The sequence below is a fragment of the Nocardia sichangensis genome (assembly GCF_047200615.1).
Classification (GTDB): domain Bacteria; phylum Actinomycetota; class Actinomycetes; order Mycobacteriales; family Mycobacteriaceae; genus Nocardia; species Nocardia sichangensis.
The window spans coordinates 17479-37802 of the sequence record NZ_JBJZOK010000048.1 but is presented as its reverse complement, the minus strand read 5'-3'; the positions used below and the strand labels follow the sequence as shown (position 1 = coordinate 37802).

Sequence of the window (20324 nt, the reverse complement as noted above, 5' to 3'; positions counted from 1 at the left end):
GGGGTGTTTGTCGGCGGCAGGCGGGGGGCGGCGAACACGGAGTCGGGGGGGGCCGTGGGGCGGGCTGTGGTGTTGGGGGGGGGGGTGGTGGGGGGGGGGGGGGGGGTGGGGGGGGGGGGGGGCCCCCCCCGGGGGGCGCCCCCACCCCTCAGTCCTGCACAGTCACCACTGCAAGCCCGGAACCACGCGCGCGACGCGCGCCGCGGGGGAGGGCAGCGCCATGAGCGGCATGATCACCGGCGCCAGCGCGGACAGCGCGCCGCCGGGCGCTTCGGCAGCGGGCGACGGATCGGCCGGACGGCGGTCCGAGCCGCCCCGCGCCGCGCGGGACTCCCCGAACAGCCGGAAGCCCTGGTGCATGATCTGACGCTTCACCGACGGCATCAGCAACTCGACCGCCTGGGCGAAGGTGCCGACGGGCGTGTCGATGCGATGCGGCCGGTCCTCGAGCGCGCGCACCACGATCGCCGCGGCCTGATCCGGATCCGGCACCGGAAGCGAGCGGTACAGGTCGGTCGGGGCGATCATCGGGGTCCGCACCAGCGGCATCCGCACCGAGGTGAACGTGATACCGGCATCCCGGTTCTCCACCGCCGCGATGTCGCTGAAGTTGTCCAGCGCCGACTTGCTCGCCACGTAGGCGGCGAACCGGGGCACCTTGGTCTGCACCGCGATCGAGGAGATGTTGACCACGTGCCCGAAGCGGCGCGCTCGCATCGACGGCAGCAGTCCCAGGATGAGCCGCACGGCGCCGAAGTAGTTCACCGCCATGGTGCGCTCGAAATCGTGCATCCGGTCGGTGGAGTTGAGCACGGAGCGGCGGATCGAACGGCCCGCGTTGTTCACCAGGTAGTCGACGTGGCCGTGGTCGTCGAGGACGCACTGCACGAGCTTCTCGACCGCTTCGGAGTCGGTGATGTCGCACGGGTAGGTATGCGCGACACCGCCCTCCGCGCGCACCGCCTCGGCGGCGGCCGCCAGGTCGTCGTGACCGCGGGCGACCATGAGGACCGTTGCGCCGCGCCGGGCGACGGCGTGCGCGGTGGCCAGTCCGATACCGGAGGACGCTCCGGTGATGAGCACGACCCGCCCGGCGAGCGGGTCACCGGTGACCGACACGCGGCCGCGCTGCGGGTCGAGGTGGTCGCGCCAGTACTGCCACAACCGCTCGGCGTAGCTGTCGAACGACGGGACGGTCAGACCGGAGCCGCGCAGCTGGGCGCGGGTCGAATCGCTGATGAACTCCGCGGAGAACGAGGTGTGCGGAGCGACTTCGGCTGGGATGCCCACCTGCTCGAGCAGGAAATCGCGCACGGTGGTGACGCCGGGGATGTGCGCGAGTCCGCTGAGCGCCAAACCGCTGCCCGGCACCGTTCCCACGCCGGTCGGGGCGCCCGCCGCGGCGGCGAGCGCGCGATACACCTCCCCGAAGGGCTGCGGCTCGGGGTTGACCAGGTGGAAGGTGCGTCCGTCCAGGCCGGGGCGACGGATCAGTTCGCTCATGGCGGCCGAGACGTAGTCGACCGGAACGATATTCGTGGCGCCGAGATCGGGCAGCGGCAACGGCAGATCGGACGGCAGCGTGGCCAGCCGCGCGATCGCGCCGAAGAAGTAGTAGGGGCCGTCGATCTTGTCCATCTCGCCGGTGCGGGAATCGCCCACGACGATCGCGGGCCGATAGACCCGCCAGCGCACGCCGCGCGCCTGGCGGACGAGTTTCTCGGCGGCGAACTTGGTGCGGTGATACGGCGAGGTCAGCTGCTGTCCGAGGTCGAAGTCCTCCTCGAAGAACTTGCCCTTGTGGTCGCCCGCCACCGCCACAGAAGACACGTGGTGCAGCACCGCGCCCAGCTCGCGAGCCAGGGCCAGCACCGAGCGCGTGCCGGTGACGTTCGCCGCGTGCGCGGTGTCCTCGTCGGCCGTCATGTCGTAGACCGCGCCCAGATGAACGATGTGGTCGGCCCGTGGCGCTTCGCACGCCAAACCGAGCCCTTCGGCGGTGAGATCGCCGATCAGCGCGTAGACCCGCTCGGCGCCGCGCCAGCCCGCCGCGATGTCGGTGAACTTGCCCAGTGACGTCTCACGCACCAGCACGTGGACGATCGCCTCGGCGTCGTTGTCCAGCAGGTCTTGCACAACCCGCCTGCCCAGGAAACCGGTCCCGCCCGTCACGATGTAAGTGGCCATCGCACTCTCCTGCTGTTCAGTCGAACCTTGTTGTCGCACAATTCATCCGGCATGCGGCAATGGATGCGGACAGCGTCGATTCGGCCCCCAGCGACAGACGTCGGGCCGAAAGTAGGAACACCTTCGTCCTGACTTATTACTCAACAGTAATCGACCGCGTGCGGCCCCGGCAAGCGATCATGACCCGTTCACCCTGTGGGACTGGTCACCGTCGGCGCAGGTCAAACGGTATGTGTTACAAAGATTTCCAGTTACCCGAGTTCTGGTCGAGTGTCCAGCAACTGGGCAGCGTCCGGTCTCGCTACTTCTTCTCGACGCGGGCGGGTGGCGTCTGCAGCGGAGGCTTGTCGCGCAGGAACGTCTCGAAGGCGTCCAAGTCGGTCGGGCCCACCGCGGTATCGGCTCCCTCGGTGAAGACGGTGAATCCGTCGCCTCCCGAAGCCAGGAAGTTGTTGGTCGTGATGCGATACCTCGCGACGGGATTCAGTGGCTGACCTGCGATGCGGACGCTGTCGGGGATCACCTTCGCGCCTGTGGGGGCGGTGTCGGAATAGGTATAGCTGATTCCCGCCGGAGACAGAATGGTCGATTTGCCGGTGTTGTTCCACTGCTGTTCCAGCAGGCGCAGGATCTGGCTGCCGGTCAGCGTGAGCGTGACGACCTGGTTGCCGAACGGTTGGACGGTGTAGAGGTCGCCATAAGTGACCGGCCCCTGCTTCAGATCGGCGCGCACGCCACCGGGGTTCATGAAGGCGGCGACGGCGGCGGCCGGACCCGCCGTGGCCGACAGCATGGAATCGGCGATCACGTCGCCCAGGGGCGAGGTGCCCGCCGGTCCCGGGTCGTGCGGGAGGGCGTTCGCGGCCGCGCCGACGACGCGGCCCGCGCGCGGCCGGGACTGCTCGGTGTAGAAATCGATCAGCGCGGTCGTCTGAGCGTCGGGTGTCACCTCGCGGGTCACCACGCGGTTGACCGCCGAGGCCTGCACGCCGTCGCCGCCGAAACGCAGCGTGACGTCGGTGACGAGCCGCCCGTACGAGGCGGCCTGGGTGATCACCTTGCCGCCGATGGTGCACACGTAGGGCTGGTGGCTGTGGGCGGTGAACACCGCCCGGACCGCGGGGTCGATCCGCTCGGCCAGTCCCGTCACGTTCGGGGTGACGTTCGCACAGCCGTTGTAGTCCAGGGCCGCGTTCCGCTCCGGCCGCTGGGAACCGCCGTCGTGCACCAGCGCCACGATCGCTTCGGCGCCCGCCGCCTTCAACTCCGGCACGTAGCGATTGATCGCGGCGGCTTCGTCGCCGAAGTGGAAGCCCCGGATGCCTTCGGGCAGAACGATGCTCGTGGTTTCGGGCGTGACCGTGCCGACTACGCCGATCCGATGGCCGCCCACCTCCAGCATGGTCCACGGGCGCAGCGCGGGCGGTGGGTTGCCCTGCGCATCGATGACGTTCGCCGCGAGATAGGGAAATTTCGCGCCGGTGAAGGGAGCGCCGGGAGAACATCCGTCGAAGGCGCACCCGCCTTGTTGCAAGCGCGCCAATTCCAGCACGCCGTCGTCGAATTCGTGGTTGCCGACCGCGGACGCGGCCACTCCCACGTTGTCGAGGAAGTCGATCGTCGGCTCGTCGTGGAACAGGCTGGAGATCAGCGGGCTGGCCCCGATGTTGTCCCCGGCCGCCACCACCGCGCTGGACGGATAGGCGGCCTTCAGCCGGGCGAGATGAGTGGCGAGATACGCGGCTCCGCCCGCGTCGTATTGCGCGATCCTGCCGTTGGACCCGCTCGGCGGCTGCAGATTGCCGTGCAGATCGTTGAAGCCGAACAGGTGCACCTCGTCCGGTTGCGCCGCACGCAGGTCGTTCGTCGAGATCAACGGCACGATCCCGGCCGCCGTCGAGGAGCCGGGACCGGCGCCGGGGTCGGACGTCGTGCCGCAACCCCCCACCAGACCGACACCGACAAGACCGGCAAGAACCACGGCGATGCGGCGACGCGCTCTCATATCACGACTGTCCCACGTCGGCGACGTTCGCGCACGACAGCCGAAATGCCGCCTGCCGCACGGCGATGCGCCGCGCCCGATCCCGCTACTGCGCGGCCGGGAATTCCTCGGCGAGTTCCTCGAAGACCGCGGTGTTCATCGCGAAGGCGCGCCTGCCCTCGTCGAGCACGCGGCGGCGCTCCAGGTCGTCGAGCGGCAGCCGGTCGAGCAGGGCGCGGTATTCCCGCTTGAACGCGGCGGGATTGCCGACTCCGTCGAAGACGTAGAAGCGGACGCCGTCGCCGCGATGCGGTAGGTCCCACAGCTTCTCCGCGGTGCCGCGGATGACCTGTCCGCCGGACAGGTCGCCGAGGTAGCGGGTGTAGTGGTGGGCGATGTACCCGGCGGGCCAGTCGCGCGCGCACTCGTCGATGCGTTCGGCGTAGGCGGCGGTGGCGGGCAGCGGCTCCAAGCCGGTTCGCCAGCCGGAGCCGAGCAGATGTGTGAGGTCGCGCTCGAGTTCCGCGGTGCGGGCCAGCTCGGGCCGGATGAACGGCCCGGCCACCGGGTCGTCGGCCAGCGCCGCCCACCGCTGTTCGAGCGCGCGGTAGATGAACCAGAGCTGGCCGGTGTAGCGGTGATACGAGTCGACGCCGAGCGATCCGCCGAGCATGTCGCTCATGAAGCGAGAGTTCTCCGCCTCCGCATGCTGTTGCGCGGTGGCGGTGCGGATCTGCGCCGAGAACGGTACTGCCTCCGACATGTCCGGACCACCTCACCTCACAGCGGGGCCGCCACCGAATCGCGGGCCCTGACCAGTTCGATAAGAGATTACCGGTCGGAAGTTGCGCGCGCATGCACCTCGCGGCTCAGTGCGCGGGCGTCGATCGGCGGCGGCGCCGGACGATCGGGCGGCGCAGCGAGCCGAACCGGCGCAGTATCCGCGGCCTGCGCACGGTGCGGTCGCACCATTCGCCGAGAGTCACGCCCGCCGCCAGCGCGCAGCCGATGCCGACGGCCGCGAGCAGCTGGTTGCCTCCGATCAGCAGTTCGTCGTTGAGCAGGGCGTAGAGGCCGCGGTAGACCTTGAGGCCGGGAAGCAGCGGAGTGATGCCCGCGACGGCGACGACCAGCGGCGGGGTCAGCGCGCGGCGGGCCATCAGGCCACCGGCCAGGCCGACCAGCGTCGCGGCGACGCCGGAGGAGATCACCGGGCCGAAACCCGCCTCCTGGATGAGCATGAAGCAGATGATGCCCGCGGCGCCGCTACCCGCGGCCGCGGCCAGCGCCCGGCGTTCGGCGTAACAGGCGAGCGCGAACGCCAGGGCCGCCACCGCACCGGCCGCGATCTTCACCGGCAGGTCGGTGATGTCGCGGGTGGAGGTCAGGTACACCGGGGGCACGGTGGCGTCGACGAGATCGGCGATGCGCAGAGTGAGCGCGATACCCGCGATGATGCCGCCGGTCATCATCATCACCTCGAGCATGCGGGCCGTGGCCGTGATGGGCGCGCCGGTGATCGCGTCCTGCACCGAGCCGACCAGTTGCAATCCGCTCAGCAACACGGTGATACCGGCCGCGATGATCAGGGTCGGGTCGACGTCGATCCGCAAGCGCGCGGCGAGGCTCGCCAGCACGATGGCCGGGATCGCCGCGATGGCGCCGCCCACCATGTGCTGGAAGAAGAACGGCAGCCCGTAGCGATTGAGGACGCGATTGGTGCGGTCGATCGCCGCGGTGGTCGCGAAACTGACCGCGGCCACGAGGGCGCCGCCGCCGAGCAGCGCGGCGATCGCCGCCGCCATCAGCGACCACGCCGCGGTGGCGGTCCAGCGGTGGTACGGGTGCGGCGCCGAGGTGATCGCGTCGAGTGCGGCGCGGGCCTGAACCGGAGGGACCACTTCGTGGCGGATCCGGCGGGTCAGCCGGTCGACGGCGGCGAGCCGGGTGAAATCGAGGGCGCGGTAGTGCACGATCCGCATCGTGCTGGCCGGTGGCAGCGCGGCGCCGCGGTCGGCCCAGATGCGGATGGCGTCGTAGGTGACGTCGATGCTGCACCGGGACAGCCCGTAGGTGGCGGCGATGAACCGCACCGTCGTGGTGGTGTCCACCACGCCGGTGCCGGAGGCCAGCACCACTTCGCCGACCCGGACCGCGAGGTCGAGGACTTCGGCGACCCTGGCGTCGTCGGTGAGGTCGATCGGCTGCAACGGCGTTGGCGCGGTGACGATGGTGTCCGCGGTCGCCTGCCGGTCCGCGACCAGCATGCCGACGGCCTGGGTGACGACCGGAATCGGCCGGGCACGCCGCAGGCGAAGCCCGCGACGCCAGCCGAGGTGATCCACCCGTCCGGTGGTGACATCGCCTACGGAAGTTGCCTCAGGACTCATGGAGGCGAACCTAGTCATCCGATGTCTTCTCGGCATCCGTGCGGGTCGCGGCGGGCGCGCCGGTCGCGATCACCCCTTGGTCGGACCGTCGGTTCGTGGTAGAACTTGTTCTAATTTCGGCGATGGGAGCGCGTACGGTGCGGTACGGAATCGTGTTGTTCACCAGCGATCGGGGCATCACCCCCGCGGATGCGGCGCTGGCCGCCGAGCGTGCCGGATTCGACACGTTCTATGTGCCCGAGCACACGCACATTCCGGTGGTCCGGGCCGCGGCGCACCCGCGCACCGGCGATGCGAGCCTGCCCGACGACCGTTATCTGCGGACTCTTGACCCGTGGGTCGCGCTCGGCACCGCCGCGTCCGTGACCGAGCGCATCGGCTTGTCCACCGCGGTGGCGCTGCCCGCCGAACACCATCCGATCACGCTGGCCAAGACCATCGCCTCGCTGGATCACCTGTCCGGCGGCCGGGTCAGCCTCGGCGTCGGATTCGGCTGGAACACCGACGAACTGGCCCACCACGGCGTGCCCGCGGGCAAACGCAGAACGGTGCTGCGGGAGCATCTGGAGGCCATGCGCGTGCTATGGACCGAAGAGGAAGCCGGCTTCGACGGCGAGTTCGTCACCTTCGGCGCCAGCTGGTCCTGGCCGAAGCCGGTGCAGAAGCGCATTCCGGTCCTGCTCGGCGCGGCGGGTACCGAGAAGAACTTCACCTGGCTGGCGAAGTACGCCGACGGATGGATCACCACGCCCACCGAGGACGACCTGGACCCCAAGATCGCTCTGCTGCGCCGGATCTGGCGCGAGCAGGGGCGTGCCGACAATCCTGAGGTCATCGCGCTCGCCGGACGGCACGACGCGCAGCAGCTGGCGCGCTGGGCCGAATCCGGGGTCACCGAAGCCGTTTTCGGACTGCCCGACCGTTCCGCGGAGGACGTCCGGGCCTACCTCACGCGCCTGGCGGGAAAACTGGGAATCGAGCACGCCGGGTGACACGCGCGGCGTGACCAACGCGTCCGCGGATCACAACAAGGGCTCACCAGGGCACCGGCCACGACGATAGCGCCCGCCGCGACCAGCAGCCATCGTCGTCCCGGCTCCGCGCCCGCGTCGGCGACGGCCGCCGGTGCGGGGTGGTGCGCGCCGAAGACACCGTCCGCAAACGCCATCCTCGTAGACCGGCCCGCCCTCCTGTCGCTGACGACCGTCAGGCCCAGCCGGATCGGCACCGTCGGCGCGCGTCTTTCGTCGGCAGCACGGCGTCGGCGCCGGTGTAGCGGCCACCGCCAGGGAGCGGCGCGGCCACGTTCGGCGACCCACCGTCGGTCACGGCAAATATCCGTCGGCCGTTCGGTGCGGCCGGGCTGTGCCCACGCGCCGGGCGCAGCGAGCGCCGCCTCAGGCAGGCGGCGAGCCGAACGACCCGCTGACGAGAAGTGGCCCGCGCGAACGGGTTCGCGCGGGCCACGGAGAACGCCGTCAGCGCAGGTCGCGGCTGCGGAAGGCGGTGATGCCGACGGCGAGCAGCGCCACGGCGGTCGCGAGCAGCCACAGCAGCGGCTGCGCCTGGAATTCGGCGCCGGGCACCTTCGGCGGGTGGACGAACGGCACGAGATCGAGCATCCAGTGCGGCAGGCCGTCGAGCGAGCCGACGAAGAAGATCACCACCATGGCGCTGAGCACGCCCCACGCGACCGGGGCGAACCGCGGCGCGAGACCGTAGAGCGCGACCGCGATGCCCGTGACGACCCACACCGTGGGCACCTGCACGGCGGCGGCGGCCAGCGATTGGGAAAGTTTCGTCCCGAGGTCGCCGTCCGCCGCGCCGTAGACGATGCCGATCGCCACGCCCGAGACCAGCAATGCGGCGGCGGGGCCGAGCAGCGCGAAGCCGATGTGACTCAACGCGTAGCGCACGCGGCCGACGGCGCCGGACAGGGTGGCCTCGACCCGGGCGCTGGTCTCCTCGTCGTGCAACCGCAGGGCTGCGGAGATCGAGTAGGCGGACGCGGCCGCGGCGAGCATCGTGAGCGCGTAGGTGATGAAGGACTGCTGCAGCTGCTGTGAGCCGCCCATCCGGGTGACCATGTCCCGGATGGACGCGCTGCCGTCGAGCATGTCGCCGACGCTGTTCACCGCGCCGCCGATCAGCAGGCCGTAGAGCGCGAAGCCCACCGTCCACGCCAGCAGGGTGCCGCGCTGCAACCGCCAGGCCAGCCCGAACGGACCGGACAGGATCGCCGCCGCCGCGGACGGCCCCGGACGCTCGGCGATGAGCCCGGAACCGACGTCGCGGTTGCCGAGCAACGCGTACGCGACGCCGGTGCCCAGCACCGCGAGAGCGGCGAAGAGCAGCAACACCCACCAGCGTTCCTCGGCGTACGGGCGGATCTGCAGCGACCAGCCGATCGGCGACAACCACGACAGCACACCGTTTCCGGCGTCACCGACCGCCCGTAGCGCGAACGCCGCGCCGAGTGCGCCGAAGGCCACGCCGCGCGCCACCCGCGCACCGGCGCTGACCTGGGCGGCGACCGCCGCGACGGCCGCCCAGACGATGCCGGACGCGGCCAGGGCGGCGCCGAAGGCCACCGATCCCGCGCCGGGCAGGTCGGTGCCGTAGAGCGACAGGGCGCACACGATCCCGGCGAGCAACGCTCCCGAATAGGTCATGAGCAGGGTGGCGGTGAGACCGGCGTAGCGTCCGATGCTGGTGGCGCCCACCAGTTCCGCGCGGCCGGTCTCCTCCTCGACCCGGGTGTGCCGAATCACCGTGAGCACCGTGGCGATGGCGATCATGGTGTACATGGCGCCTGCTTTCCAGGTGCCGATCGACCCGAGCGCGGAGCTGAACACCGGGCCGTACATGGCGATCAGCGCGGGACTGTCGGCCGTGGTCCGCGCGAAACTGTCGAGGGACGCTTGGTCGTCGTACAGACCCTTGATGCCGGCGACCTGGAACGCGGGCATCAGGCCGATGAGCAGCGTCCACAGCGGCAGCACGATCCGGTCGCGCCGCAGGTACAGCCGCAGCAATCGCCCGGTGCCCGCGAAGTCGCCGGATACGCCGAATACCTGCGCCGCCGTGGCGCGGCCGGCGATGGCGGTGGTCATGCTCGCACCTTCTCCCCGGTGGCCGCGCCGGACTCGGCGCCGTGGCCGTCGACGTGGTAGTGCCGCAGGAACAGCTCCTCGAGCGTGGGCGGCGTGCTGGTCAGGCTGCGCACGCCCGCGTCGCCGAGCACCCGGATGAGCTCGCCGAGGTGCTCGTTGTCGACCTGGCAGCGCAGCGTGTGGTTATCGAGTTCGATATCCTCCACGCCCGGGATGCGGCTCAGATCGCCCGCGTCGCCGGTCAATTCGGCGGTGATCGACGTGCGCGACAGGTGGCGCAGATCCGACAGCGACCCGCTCTCCACCGTGCGCCCGGCGCGGATGATGGTGACCCGGTCGCAGAGCGCTTCGACCTCGGACAGGATGTGGCTGGACAACAGGACGGTCGCGCCGCGCTCTCGCGCCTCGTGCACACACTCCCGGAAGACCTGCTCCATCAGCGGGTCCAGCCCCGAGGTCGGCTCGTCGAGCAGCAGCAGCGGCGCGTCGGAGGCCAGCGCGGCGACCAGCGAGACCTTTTGGCGGTTGCCCTTGGAATAGGTGCGCGCCTTCTTGCGAGGGTCGAGATCGAAGCGCTGGATCAGCTCATCGCGCCGCTTCTCGTCGAGACCGCCCCGCATCCGGGAGAGCAGATCGATGGTCTCCCCGCCCGACAGCGACGGCCACAACGTGACATCGCCTGGCACATAAGCCAATTCGCGGTGCAATGCGACCGCGTCGGCCCACGGGTCGCGGCCGAACAGTCGAGCCTGCCCGCCGGTGGCGCGCAGGATGCCGAGCAGTACCCGGATGGTGGTGGACTTGCCCGCGCCGTTGGGGCCGAGAAAGCCGTGGATCTCGCCCTCGGTGACGGTGAGGTCGAGGCCGTCGAGCGCGGTGACGTGACCGAAAGTCTTGCGCAGATCGCGGACTTCGATGATGTCGGACATCACTTCTCCTTGGTGAATGTGTCCAAGATCGTGGGATCGGTGAGCAGCCCTTGGGTGTAGAACTCCAGGGCCGGTGGGGTGAGTTCTTCGCTGAGTTCGCGAATCGCTTTGCGGTAGTCGATCGTCTCGTCGCGGTGCTGGCGCATCTGCATGTACAGCATGGTTGCGCCGACGTTCAGCATCATCAGGTATCGGGCGCGCGCCGCCGGGTCGCGGCTGGGTTTGATCCTGCCCGCCTCGACCGCCTTCTCGAGGTATCCCTCGGCATCTGCGGCCATGTGCTCGAACAGTGATTCCGCCATCGGTCCGCCTGCCTGCAGGCTACGCACCATGTAGGCGACCAGCGGCGCGTACGACTCGATCTCGGCCAGGGCGTCGAGCATGCCCGCCTTCATCGACGACGCGGTGATCGCCTTGACCTTCTCGTCGCGGATCAACTGCAGCACCCGGTCGTCGCAGGCGGCGCGCAGGCCGTCCTTGGACCCGAAGTGATGGTTGACCAGGCCGGGGGAGACGCCGGCGGCGGCGGCGATCTTGCGGACTCCGACCTGGAATCCGTGTTCGCCGAACACCTCGATCGCGGTATCGCGAATGCGCGCCGCGGTGCTCAGATCGTCGGCGGATCCTTGCGGAACGGGCTGTTGGTTAAACACATGTTCAGTATATTAAACAGTCGTTCAACGGTCTAGCAAGACCTGTCGCCGACTTGTCGCGCATCACGGTTTGCCGCCCGTGTACGGGGCTATCGTCGAGACATGACTAGCGGCACGGCAACGACGGCGGACCACCTACGCGCGGCACTCGACGGCCCTTGGGCGGCCGTCCGGGACGAAGCCAGGACCTTGCTGGCCGGGGAGGAGTTCACCGCCGATCCCTACCAGGACTACAAGGCCGCCCGGGCGCGCGTGCTCGAGCAGATGAAGGCGATCTCCACGATGGGGTTCGCCGAGCGCGGCTTCCGCCGGGAGAACGGCGGTACCAGTGAGCCGGGCGCGGCGGTGGTCGGCCTGGAGATGCTCGCGTACGCGGATCTGTCGTTGTGGGTGAAATCGGGCGTGCAGTGGGGTCTTTTCGGCGGCGCCGTGGAGAATCTCGGCACCGAACGGCACCGGGAGTTCATCGAGCGCTTGATCTCGCTGGATCTGCTCGGCTGCTTCGCGATGACCGAGTCCGGGCACGGCAGCGACGTCGCGAACCTGGAGACCACGGCGACCTACGACCCGCAGACCCAAGAGTTCGTGGTGCACTCGCCGACGCCGTCGGCGCGCAAGGACTACATCGGGGGCGCGGCCGAACACGCCAGGATGGCCGCGGTCTTCGCGCAGCTGATCACGCAGGGCGAGAACAAGGGCGTGCATTGCCTGCTGGTGCCCATCCGCGACGAGAACGGCGCCGACCTGCCCGGCGTGACCACCTATGACGACGGCCTCAAGGGCGGCCTGCCCGGCGTGGACAACGGGCGCATCGTCTTCGATCACGTGCGCGTGCCCCGGGAGAACCTGCTCAACCGCTACGCCGACGTCGCCCCCGACGGCACCTACAGCTCCGAAATCGACAACCCCAGCCGCCGGTTCTTCACCACGCTCGGCACCCTGGTGCGCGGCCGGGTGAGCGTCGGCGGCGCCGCGGCGGCGGGCGCGCGCGTCGCCTTGAGCATCGCGGTGCGCTACGCGCTGCTGCGCCGCCAGTTCTCCGACCCGGACACCGGGGTGGAAACCGTGCTGCTGGACTACCGCAGCCACCAGCGCCGTCTGCTGCCGCTGGTCGCGAAGTCGTATGCGCTCGCGTTCGCGCAGAACGACCTGGTGCGGCGGATGCACCTGGTGCAGACCGGCCAGAATCTCGAGCCGGGCGCACAGCGCGCACTGGAGAAGCGCGCGGCAGGCCTCAAGGTCGCGCAGACCAACCACGCCACCCGCGCCATCCAGGAGTGCCGCGAAGCGTGCGGCGGCGCGGGTTATCTCACGGAGAATCGGCTGGTGACCTTGAAAGCCGACACCGACGTGTTCACCACCTTCGAAGGTGACAACGTGGTGCTCACCCAGTTGGTGGCCAAGGAACTGCTCACCGCCTACGCCGACGAGGTGCGCGACCTGGACGCCCTGGGCTGGGTGCGCTTCGCCGCGACCATGGCCGGTGACGTGGTGCGCAAGCGTTCGGGCGTGCGCCAGCTGATCCAGACCCTCCGTGACCGCGGCGACGATTCCATCGATGAGGGCGATCTGTCCCGCCGGGCGGTGCAACTGCAATTGTTCGCCGACCGCGAGGACTACCTGGTCCGCACCGCGGCGCACCGGCTGCGCGCCAGGGCCGAGGAGACCGGCCCGTTCGAGGCGTTCAACAATGCCCAAGACCACATCCTGGCAGCGGGCTCGGCGCACATCGACCGGCTGGTGCTGGAGGCGTTCATCGAGGGGATCTCCGACATCGAGGACCCGGCCGCGCGTGAACTCGCCGACTGGATGTGCGACCTGTTCGTCTACTCCACCATCGAGGAGAACCAGGCCTGGTACATCATGCACCGGTTCATGTCGGTGGACCGGGCGAAGGCGGTGCGCCGCGGCGTCAACGAACTGGTCGACCGGCTGCGTCCGCACGCTTCGACCCTGGTCGAGGCCATGGGCGTGCCGGAGCGGATGCTGCGCGCGGCCATGCTCGACGACGCGAGCGTCTTCCAGCGGGACCAGCCGATCTCGGCGTCGTCCTAGCGGCAGGGCGGTCGCCCCCGTCGGCGGCCGCTCAGCCCGGTCCGTACGCCGTGAGCGCGGTGACCACGAACCACACGACCCAGACGAAGGCGACGATCATGCCGATGGCCAGGACGGTGCGCATCACCGCGCGCCCGAAGTCGAGGTCGCCGGACTCGCGTGGATACAGCTTCCACGGGCTGTACCAGGGCGCCCGGATGACGAAGGCGGACGCCTGCGCTTCCCGCTCGGCCTGCGCGAGTTCCTCCGCGTAGGCCTCGGCCTGCGCCTGGTTGGGCCCACCGTGCCAGAGCGTGATGTCGATCGGGCCGAGAAAGCCCTCGTTGAGCAGTTCCTGCGGCGCGGGCAGGTAGGGCAGGATGCCGAGACCGCGGAACGCGACGGCGACGTCGTTGGCCGTCCAGAGGAACTTCTCCTCCGTGGCGAGCGAGTCGAAGTAGTGCCGCAGCCGGCCCGGGTCGTCGCCGATGATCACGTCGAAACTCGGATCGGCCCACCGCTGTTCGAGTCGCAACTGGGCGCCCGACAGCGGGACGAGCAGCGCGACGCCGTGCACGACCCGCTGCCCGAGGCCGCGGGCGGCCAGCCATTCCTGCAACGCGAAAGTGTGCTCGCGGGATTTGTCCAGCGGCGTGCTGCGGTCGCGGCTCTCCATCGCCACCGGCTCGCCGTTGATCGTCCACTCGCCGTTGAGCGGGACCTCCAGCACGCCATCCTGGCGGGCGACCAGTGCATCGGCCTCGATCACCACGCAGCTGGTCGGGGTCCAGACCACGGCGTCGAATTGGTGCAGCCGATCCTTGTGGAACAAGCTGCAGGTGATCGTCGCGACACCGTGCGGACTCCCGGGGTCCTTCCAGGTGCGCAGCCAATCGATCAGCACCCGCTCGGCATTGGTACCTGCGGCGTTCTGGACTCGCACGAGCATTGGCGGCCACCCTTCACGTCGACACTCGACAGTGGACAGGATACGAGGTGCCGCAACGGATTCGCCGCGCCCGTGCCGACGGACGGCGTGTCGGGCGAAAGGCGCGGCGGCCGGGCTACTCGGCGGCGATCCGGCCCGCCCGCACGGCACCGGCCAGTTCGGCGTGGTCGGCTTCGGTGCGGTCGGCGTAACGCACCGCGAACGCGGCGACCGCGTCGTCGAAGCGTTCGTCGCCGTCCAGATATCCCGACAGCAAGCGCGGATCCAGCGACCGGGAATGGGCCCTGGCCAGCAGCGCGCCCGCCAGCCGCCCGTAGTCGTCGAGGTCGTCCGCGGGCAACTCGGCGGGATCGATGCCGCCCTTCATATTGCGGAATTGCCGGACGATGAACGGCATTTCGACGCCGTCGCCGACCGGGTCGAGGGACGTCCACCCGAGCAGGAGATCCGACTCGGACTGAACAAGCCTGGCGCCTCGCACGATTCGCTCACCCTCGTGCCGTACGGCGGCCGTCGGCAGGAACGGGGCGAGCGCCGCTGCCGCGGCCTGCTTCACTTGCAGGACCAGCGCCTCGCCGTCGTTGCCGTGCAGCAGCGCGAGATAGCTGCGCAGCCCGACGCTGCCGGTCCCGACGATCCGGAACGCGATGTCGGACACGGCGAACCGGGCCAGGAGATTGCGCCGCGACTCGGGCAAGGTGTCGGCATAGCGCTCCAGCCCGCCGATCACCGCCTCCGCGACGCGCTCGTCCACGGCGGTCAGAATCGGCGGATCGCTGACGAAGCGGTGCTTGCGGATACCGGTCTGGTGATCCTCGAGGTGCTCGGTCCACTTGGCCACCACCTTGGCGCTGGTGTTCTTGCGCGCCTTCTTGGCCGCCTTCTTGAAGTCGTCGAGCAGGTCATCGGCCTCGGCCCTGGCGAGCACCGACTCGTCGGGCAGCGCGGACCAGGACGCCATGAACGGCATCGCGGCCAGATCCGCCACGGCCAGGCGGTAAGAACGGGCGGCGTCGCGCGCGGCGGTGCGGCACTCGTCCTCGTCGGCGCCCGCCTCCCGCCCGGCCAGTACCAGGCTGGCCGCGAGGCGCTCCAGATCCCACTCCCACGGACCGGGGACAGTCTCGTCGAAATCATTGATGTCCATGATGATCTCGCCGCGCGCGGTGCCGTACAGGCCGAAGTTCGCCGCGTGCGCGTCACCGCACAGCTGGGCGGTGAGCCCACTGTCCGGGCCACCTGCCAGATCGGCCGCCATCAACCCCGCCGCGCCCCGATAGAAGGTGAACGGTGAGGCGATCATCCGCCCGATCCGCAGCGGTATCAGGTGCTCCAGCCTGCCCGCATTGCTCATCTCGACGAAATCGAGCACGCTCGGACGCCGTACTCCGGTGGCCGCCCGATCCCTTGCGCTGACCGGAACCCGCTCACGCAACGCGCGTCCGCGGGCGCGCACCTCCTCCGCGGGCACGTAGGAGCGCAGATCGATACCACTGTCTGACACAACGGATCACGCTAGCCGCCAGCGACCGTTCATGCCGCGTGGTGTCGGCCTCACTTCACCTGGGTACGGGGCGACGCGGGCTCGATCGGCAACCGCAGCGCGCCCGGCGCCTCGGCGGGCACCGCCGGTCGCGCCGGCGGCACCGGAGCGATGCGCCGGTAGGCCGACCCCAGTTCCGGCCGCGGGTCGGGTTCGTCGCGGTTGGGCCAGAACGCCATCGCGCGCTCGGCTTGCGCGGTGATCGTCAGCGACGGGTTCACGCCGAGATTGGCGGTCACCGCCGAGCCGTCCGCCACGTGCAGGCCGGGATGACCGTAGACCCGCTGGTACGGGTCGACCACGCCGCTGCGCGGGCTCTCGCCGATCACGCATCCGCCGATGTAGTGGGCCGTGGCCGGGATGTCGAACACGTCCATGATCAGCCCGTGGGTGTCGCCGTCGACCTTGGCGCCGAACCGTCTGCCGATGTCGTGGGCCAGGGGGATCCAGGTCGGGTTCGGCTCGCCGGTGCCCTGCCTGGTGCGCAGCCGCCCGCGCCGGCGGAACGAGGTCAGCGAGTTGTCCAGCGACTGCATGATCAGCAGGATCACCGACTTCTCCGAGGCGTGCCGTGCGTTCAGGCTGCGCAGGAACACCAGCGGGTGCAGCAGGATCGCCAGCAGGAAGCGCAGGAAGCGGAACGCGCCGCCGTCCACGATCGGCACCGACATCGGGAACAGCGCGTTCTGACCCTTGCCGTAGTGACACACCTCGACGTGGGTGTCGGGCTCCGGGTGGATCGATGAGGTGATCGCGATGCCCTCGGCGAAGTCGCGGCGGGCGCGGCTGACCACGTTGAGGATGGCCTCGGAGTTGCTCCGGGTCAGTTCGCCGAGCCGGGGCGACAGGTGCGGCAGCACGCCGTCGTCCCGCATCTCGAGCAGCAGCTTCTGGGTGCCGAGCGCGGCGCCGGCGAACACCACCTGCTCGGCGGTGAAGGTTTTGCGCTGCTTGCGGATCCAGCGGCCGGAGCGCTCGGTGTCGACGGCGTATCCGCCGCCGGGCAGCGGCCGCACGGCGGTGGCCGTGGTCAGCGGGTGAACCTGCGCACCGGCCTGTTCGGCCAGGTAGAGATAGTTCGTGGTGGTGGTGTTCTTGGCGTTGTGCGGGCACCCGGTGAAGCAGCGCGCGCAGTGCACGCAGCCGTTGCGGCGGGGACCCGCGCCGCCGAAGTAGGGATCGTCGACCTCCGTGCCCGGATCGCTCTCGTTGAAGAACACGCCGACATCGGTCGGATGGTAGGTGTCGGCCACACCGAGGTCCTCGGCGATCTCCCGGATCACCTCGTCGGCCGGGGTCGTGCGCGGGTTGGGCGCGACGCCGAGCATGCGCTTGGCCTGGTCGTAGTACGGCGCCAGTTCCGCGCGCCAGTCGGTGATGTGCGCCCACTGTCGGTCGGTGTAGAAGTTCGGCAGGGGCTCGTACAGCGTGTTCCCGTAGATCAGCGAGCCGCCGCCGACCCCGGCGCCGGAGAACACGGCGCACTTGCCGAGCAGACTGATCCGCTGCGGACCGGTGAGGCCCAGGCGCGGCGCCCAGATCGATTTGCGCACATTCCAATTCGTGCGCGGGATGTCCTCGGCGTTCCATCGGCGGCCTGCCTCGAGCACCCCGACGCGGTAACCCTTCTCGGTGAGCCGCAGGGCGCTGACGCTGCCGCCGAAGCCGGAGCCGATCACCACCACGTCGTAGTCGAATGCGGACATGACTTCCTCTCGCTCACCGGCCACATAGTGAGAAATATTCCAAATCATTCTGTCACCGTCGCGCTGTGGCGGAAACCATCCTCGCACGGGCATGCCGCGTCGATATCCGGAAAATTCGGCCCGCGAAGATGGCGAGGAACGGGGTCGGTGGGGTATGCACGGGGCGTGACAACCGAATCGGGCACAGCCCAACCGGAGGAACGCGCCGCCGACGGCGGAGTGCGGGGAGTCTTCGCCGACCGCATCCTGACCGTGCCGAACGTGCTGAGCGTGCTGCGCCTGTTGGGCGTCCCGCTGTTCCTGTGGTTGCTGCTGATCGAGCGGGCCGATGGCTGGGCGTTCGCCCTGCTGGTCGTCAGCGGCGTCACCGACTTCCTGGACGGCAAACTCGCCCGGCTGCTGGGGCAGTCCTCACGGCTGGGAGCACTGCTGGATCCGTTCGTCGACCGGCTCTATCTGGTCGCCACGCTGGCGGCTTTCGTGATCCGCGGCCTGATCCCGTGGTGGGTCGCGGCGATCCTGGTCGGCCGCGACCTCGTGCTGACCGCGACGTTGTCGGTGTACAAGCGCCGCGATCTGCCCCCGCCGGAGGTGATCTACCTGGGCAAGGCGGCCACCTTCGCGCTGATGTCCGCGCTGCCCTGGCTGCTGGCGGGGCAGATGGACTGGGCTGCCGCCGGTTTCGGGCGCGCCTTCGGCGGGGCACTACTGATCTGGGGCACCGCGGTCTACGTCTGGACCGGCGTGCTGTACACCGGCAAAGCCATCGCGGTCGCAAGAGCGATACCGGCTGTGGGGCACCGGACGGCGTAGCCGATAGAGTTTGCGTGCAACGTTCAAACGAAAGGACGGCCTGTGACCCAGACCCCCGAGGATCTGCGCTACACCGAGGAGCACGAGTGGGTACGCCGGATCGCGCCGACCCGGGTGCGGGTGGGCATCACCGACTACGCCCAGTCTCAACTCGGTGACGTTGTGTTCGTGCAGCTGCCCGAGGCGGACGCGGAGGTGGTCGCCGCGGACAGCATCGCGGAGGTGGAGTCGACCAAGAGCGTGTCCGACATCTACGCGCCGCTGAGCGCGAAAGTCGTTGCGGTGAACGACTTGCTGAACTCGGAGCCGGAGACGTTGAACGCCGATCCCTACGGTGACGGATGGCTGTTCGAGTTGGAGGTGGGCGATGCGGCGAGTCTCGACGCGACGCTCGGTGAACTGCTGGATGCCGCAGGTTATCAAGGAGTTATCGGGGGCTGAAGCAGCCTTCCCAGTTCTACCTGCACGGGTGCGGCCCGGCAGGGTACGGTCAATGCCAACAGATGCACCCGGCGGCTGTGCCGGGAATCTAGTGACTCGACGGCAGGTCGTGGTACCAGAGGTATCACCTGCTTGCAGGGATAATCAGGTTCGAGGAGGAGAGAAACGGTGAGCGAGAACAAAGACCCGGGTTACGGGGAGACCGCGGCCGAGACGACGTCGGTCTTCCGCGCGGATTTCCTGAACGAGGTCGACGCGTCGCGCTCCGGAGAGCCGACCGGCGAACAGCCGGTCCAAGGGGTCGAGGGTCTGCCCGTTGGCGCGGCCCTTCTGGTCGTCAAGCGCGGCCCGAACGCGGGCTCGCGGTTCCTGCTGGATCAGCCGACCACGTCGGCGGGGCGCCACCCCGACAGTGACATCTTTCTCGACGACGTCACCGTCAGCCGTCGGCACGCCGAGTTCCGTCAGGACGACGATTCCTTCCAGGTCGTCGACGTGGGCAGCCTGAACGGCACGTATGTGAACCGGGAGCCGGTGGACTCCTCCGAACTGCAGAACGGTGACGAGGTCCAGATCGGCAAGTTCCGGCTGGTGTTCCTCACCGGACCGCGCGCCCAGGTGACCGACTCGTCGGCGGGCGCGGGGAGTCTATGACGGCGTCGGTGCCGGGTCGCGCACTCATGAAAGGCTCGGAGTCATGAAGGACCTGGCGCTGTGACCGGTGCGGCGCAGTGGGCACGCGGAGGGATGTCGATCGGCTCCGTGCTCGACCTGCTGCGCCCCGACTTTCCCGACGTCACCATCTCCAAGATCCGCTTCCTGGAAGCGGAGGGCCTGATCCGGCCGGAGCGGACGCCTTCGGGCTACCGCAGGTTCTCCGTGGCGGATGTGGAACGGCTCCGGTTCGTATTGACCGCGCAGCGCGATCAATACCTCCCGCTGAAGGTGATCAAGGAGCAGCTCGAGGCAATCGATAGCGGTGCGGCGACGCTCGGTGTGCGGGAAGCCCGCGCCCGAGCGCATTCCGTCCGCCCTGGTGCGCCGGAGTCCGGGCGCGGCACGCCCGATGCGGAACCGGCCGTGGGTGCTTCCGAACGTGGCGTGCGCCCGGTGGCCGCGCCTCGTAGGCTCGGCGTCGTGCCGAGCGAGATCTCCCCGGATGATCTGCGGTTCGATCACGAAATCCGGGTCACCCGGGCCGATCTGCTCGACCAGGCCGGGATCGAGGAGAAGTTCCTGGGCGACCTCATCCGGGCCAATCTGATCACACCCGGCCCGGCGGGGTACTTCGACGCGGACGCGGTCACGCTGGCCAAGACCGCGCGGGCGATGGCCGAATTCGGTTTGGAGGCACGGCATCTGCGTGCGTTCAAGCTTGCCGCCGACCGGGAGGCCGCGCTCGTGGCGCAGATCGTCGCCCCGATCGCGAAGAGCCGGGACGCGGGTGCGCGCGCCCGCGCGGAAGAGACGGTGCGTGAACTGGCCGCGCTGTCGCTGACCCTGCACACCTGTCTGGTCAAGTCCTCGGTCCGGGGCTCGCTCGGGGGCTGACCCCCCGAGGGGCCACGGTCCGTAGGTTCCG

The 20324-nt window shown here is 69.5% G+C and carries 17 protein-coding genes; 6 read left to right on the top strand and 11 right to left on the bottom strand.

What is annotated here, in order from left to right:
* Nucleotides 1–162: 162 nt before the first annotated feature.
* From ACL03I_RS36805 to ACL03I_RS36790, 4 genes are all read right to left on the bottom strand, one after another.
* Entirely contained in the window at nt 163–2187 is a 2025-nt protein-coding gene (locus tag ACL03I_RS36805) for an SDR family oxidoreductase (RefSeq protein WP_355078512.1), read from the bottom strand.
* A 301-nt stretch (nt 2188–2488) separates the two neighbouring features.
* On the bottom strand, nt 2489–4192 hold the full coding sequence (locus ACL03I_RS36800; RefSeq protein ID WP_412808314.1) for a bifunctional metallophosphatase/5'-nucleotidase: 1704 nt from the start codon (nt 4190–4192) through the stop codon (nt 2489–2491).
* 85 nt (nt 4193–4277) lie between these two features.
* Complete coding sequence (locus ACL03I_RS36795) at nt 4278–4934, bottom strand: biliverdin-producing heme oxygenase (RefSeq protein WP_355078510.1); 657 nt, start codon at nt 4932–4934, stop codon at nt 4278–4280.
* 106 nt (nt 4935–5040) lie between these two features.
* The gene (locus ACL03I_RS36790; RefSeq protein ID WP_355078552.1) at nt 5041–6438 is read right to left on the bottom strand and encodes a threonine/serine exporter family protein; all 1398 of its coding nucleotides are present in this window, start codon (nt 6436–6438) and stop codon (nt 5041–5043) included.
* Between the two features lie 260 nt (nt 6439–6698).
* On the opposite strand from ACL03I_RS36790, the gene ACL03I_RS36785 reads away from it, so the two are divergent.
* Complete coding sequence (locus tag ACL03I_RS36785) at nt 6699–7553, top strand: LLM class F420-dependent oxidoreductase (protein WP_355078551.1); 855 nt, start codon at nt 6699–6701, stop codon at nt 7551–7553.
* Between the two features lie 214 nt (nt 7554–7767).
* Here ACL03I_RS36785 and ACL03I_RS36780 read toward each other — a convergent pair whose 3' ends face one another.
* The 4 genes from ACL03I_RS36780 to ACL03I_RS36765 all read right to left on the bottom strand — a co-directional run bounded on the left by ACL03I_RS36780 (nt 7768) and on the right by ACL03I_RS36765 (nt 11256).
* Nucleotides 7768–7890: a hypothetical protein gene (locus ACL03I_RS36780; protein ID WP_364436691.1), complete on the bottom strand. Its 123-nt coding sequence runs from the start codon at nt 7888–7890 to the stop codon at nt 7768–7770.
* A 149-nt stretch (nt 7891–8039) separates the two neighbouring features.
* Entirely contained in the window at nt 8040–9674 is a 1635-nt protein-coding gene (locus ACL03I_RS36775) for an ABC transporter permease (protein WP_412808313.1), read from the bottom strand.
* Nucleotides 9671–10603, bottom strand: a complete 933-nt coding sequence (locus ACL03I_RS36770) for an ABC transporter ATP-binding protein (protein WP_355078507.1) — start codon at nt 10601–10603, stop codon at nt 9671–9673. The genes ACL03I_RS36775 and ACL03I_RS36770 overlap by 4 nt, the downstream gene beginning before the upstream one ends.
* Entirely contained in the window at nt 10603–11256 is a 654-nt protein-coding gene (locus tag ACL03I_RS36765; RefSeq protein ID WP_355078506.1) for a TetR/AcrR family transcriptional regulator, read from the bottom strand. The genes ACL03I_RS36770 and ACL03I_RS36765 overlap by 1 nt, the downstream gene beginning before the upstream one ends.
* 102 nt (nt 11257–11358) lie before the next feature.
* Between ACL03I_RS36765 and ACL03I_RS36760 the strand changes: the two genes are divergently transcribed.
* Complete coding sequence (locus ACL03I_RS36760) at nt 11359–13311, top strand: acyl-CoA dehydrogenase family protein (protein ID WP_356968611.1); 1953 nt, start codon at nt 11359–11361, stop codon at nt 13309–13311.
* Nucleotides 13312–13342: 31 nt separating this feature from the next.
* Here the strand turns inward: ACL03I_RS36760 and ACL03I_RS36755 are convergent, their stop codons facing one another.
* From ACL03I_RS36755 to ACL03I_RS36745, 3 genes are all read right to left on the bottom strand, one after another.
* Nucleotides 13343–14239: a nuclease-related domain-containing protein gene (locus ACL03I_RS36755; protein WP_355078504.1), complete on the bottom strand. Its 897-nt coding sequence runs from the start codon at nt 14237–14239 to the stop codon at nt 13343–13345.
* Nucleotides 14240–14354: 115 nt separating this feature from the next.
* Entirely contained in the window at nt 14355–15743 is a 1389-nt protein-coding gene (locus ACL03I_RS36750; protein ID WP_355078503.1) for a DUF2252 domain-containing protein, read from the bottom strand.
* A gap of 50 nt (nt 15744–15793) precedes the next feature.
* Complete coding sequence (locus tag ACL03I_RS36745) at nt 15794–17488, bottom strand: GMC oxidoreductase (protein ID WP_412808312.1); 1695 nt, start codon at nt 17486–17488, stop codon at nt 15794–15796.
* Nucleotides 17489–17707: 219 nt separating this feature from the next.
* On the opposite strand from ACL03I_RS36745, the gene ACL03I_RS36740 reads away from it, so the two are divergent.
* The 4 genes from ACL03I_RS36740 (at nt 17708) to ftsR (ending at nt 20293) form a co-directional block, all read left to right on the top strand.
* Entirely contained in the window at nt 17708–18301 is a 594-nt protein-coding gene (locus tag ACL03I_RS36740; protein WP_355078550.1) for a CDP-alcohol phosphatidyltransferase family protein, read from the top strand.
* A 42-nt stretch (nt 18302–18343) separates the two neighbouring features.
* Nucleotides 18344–18742: a glycine cleavage system protein GcvH gene (gcvH, locus tag ACL03I_RS36735; protein ID WP_355078501.1), complete on the top strand. Its 399-nt coding sequence runs from the start codon at nt 18344–18346 to the stop codon at nt 18740–18742.
* A gap of 168 nt (nt 18743–18910) precedes the next feature.
* Nucleotides 18911–19396: an oxoglutarate dehydrogenase inhibitor Odhl gene (gene odhI / locus ACL03I_RS36730; RefSeq protein ID WP_043690204.1), complete on the top strand. Its 486-nt coding sequence runs from the start codon at nt 18911–18913 to the stop codon at nt 19394–19396.
* Nucleotides 19397–19489: 93 nt separating this feature from the next.
* The gene (ftsR, locus tag ACL03I_RS36725) at nt 19490–20293 is read left to right on the top strand and encodes a transcriptional regulator FtsR (RefSeq protein ID WP_364436709.1); all 804 of its coding nucleotides are present in this window, start codon (nt 19490–19492) and stop codon (nt 20291–20293) included.
* Nucleotides 20294–20324: the final 31 nt, after the last annotated feature.

Excerpts from the sequence above, each read along its gene's own strand:
- ftsR (WP_364436709.1), top strand. The coding sequence starts at position 19,490 with ATGTCGATCGGCTCCGTGCTCGACCTGCTGCGCCCCGACTTTCCCGAC.
- ACL03I_RS36760 (WP_356968611.1), top strand. The coding sequence starts at position 11,359 with ATGACTAGCGGCACGGCAACGACGGCGGACCACCTACGCGCGGCACTC.
- ACL03I_RS36770 (WP_355078507.1), bottom strand. The coding sequence starts at position 10,603 with ATGTCCGACATCATCGAAGTCCGCGATCTGCGCAAGACTTTCGGTCAC.
- ACL03I_RS36790 (WP_355078552.1), bottom strand. The coding sequence starts at position 6,438 with ATGCTGGTCGCGGACCGGCAGGCGACCGCGGACACCATCGTCACCGCG.
- ACL03I_RS36755 (WP_355078504.1), bottom strand. The coding sequence starts at position 14,239 with ATGCTCGTGCGAGTCCAGAACGCCGCAGGTACCAATGCCGAGCGGGTG.
- ACL03I_RS36795 (WP_355078510.1), bottom strand. The coding sequence starts at position 4,934 with ATGTCGGAGGCAGTACCGTTCTCGGCGCAGATCCGCACCGCCACCGCG.
- ACL03I_RS36800 (WP_412808314.1), bottom strand. The coding sequence starts at position 4,192 with ATGAGAGCGCGTCGCCGCATCGCCGTGGTTCTTGCCGGTCTTGTCGGT.
- ACL03I_RS36775 (WP_412808313.1), bottom strand. The coding sequence starts at position 9,674 with ATGACCACCGCCATCGCCGGCCGCGCCACGGCGGCGCAGGTATTCGGC.
- ACL03I_RS36745 (WP_412808312.1), bottom strand. The coding sequence starts at position 17,488 with ATGTCCGCATTCGACTACGACGTGGTGGTGATCGGCTCCGGCTTCGGC.
- ACL03I_RS36805 (WP_355078512.1), bottom strand. The coding sequence starts at position 2,187 with ATGGCCACTTACATCGTGACGGGCGGGACCGGTTTCCTGGGCAGGCGG.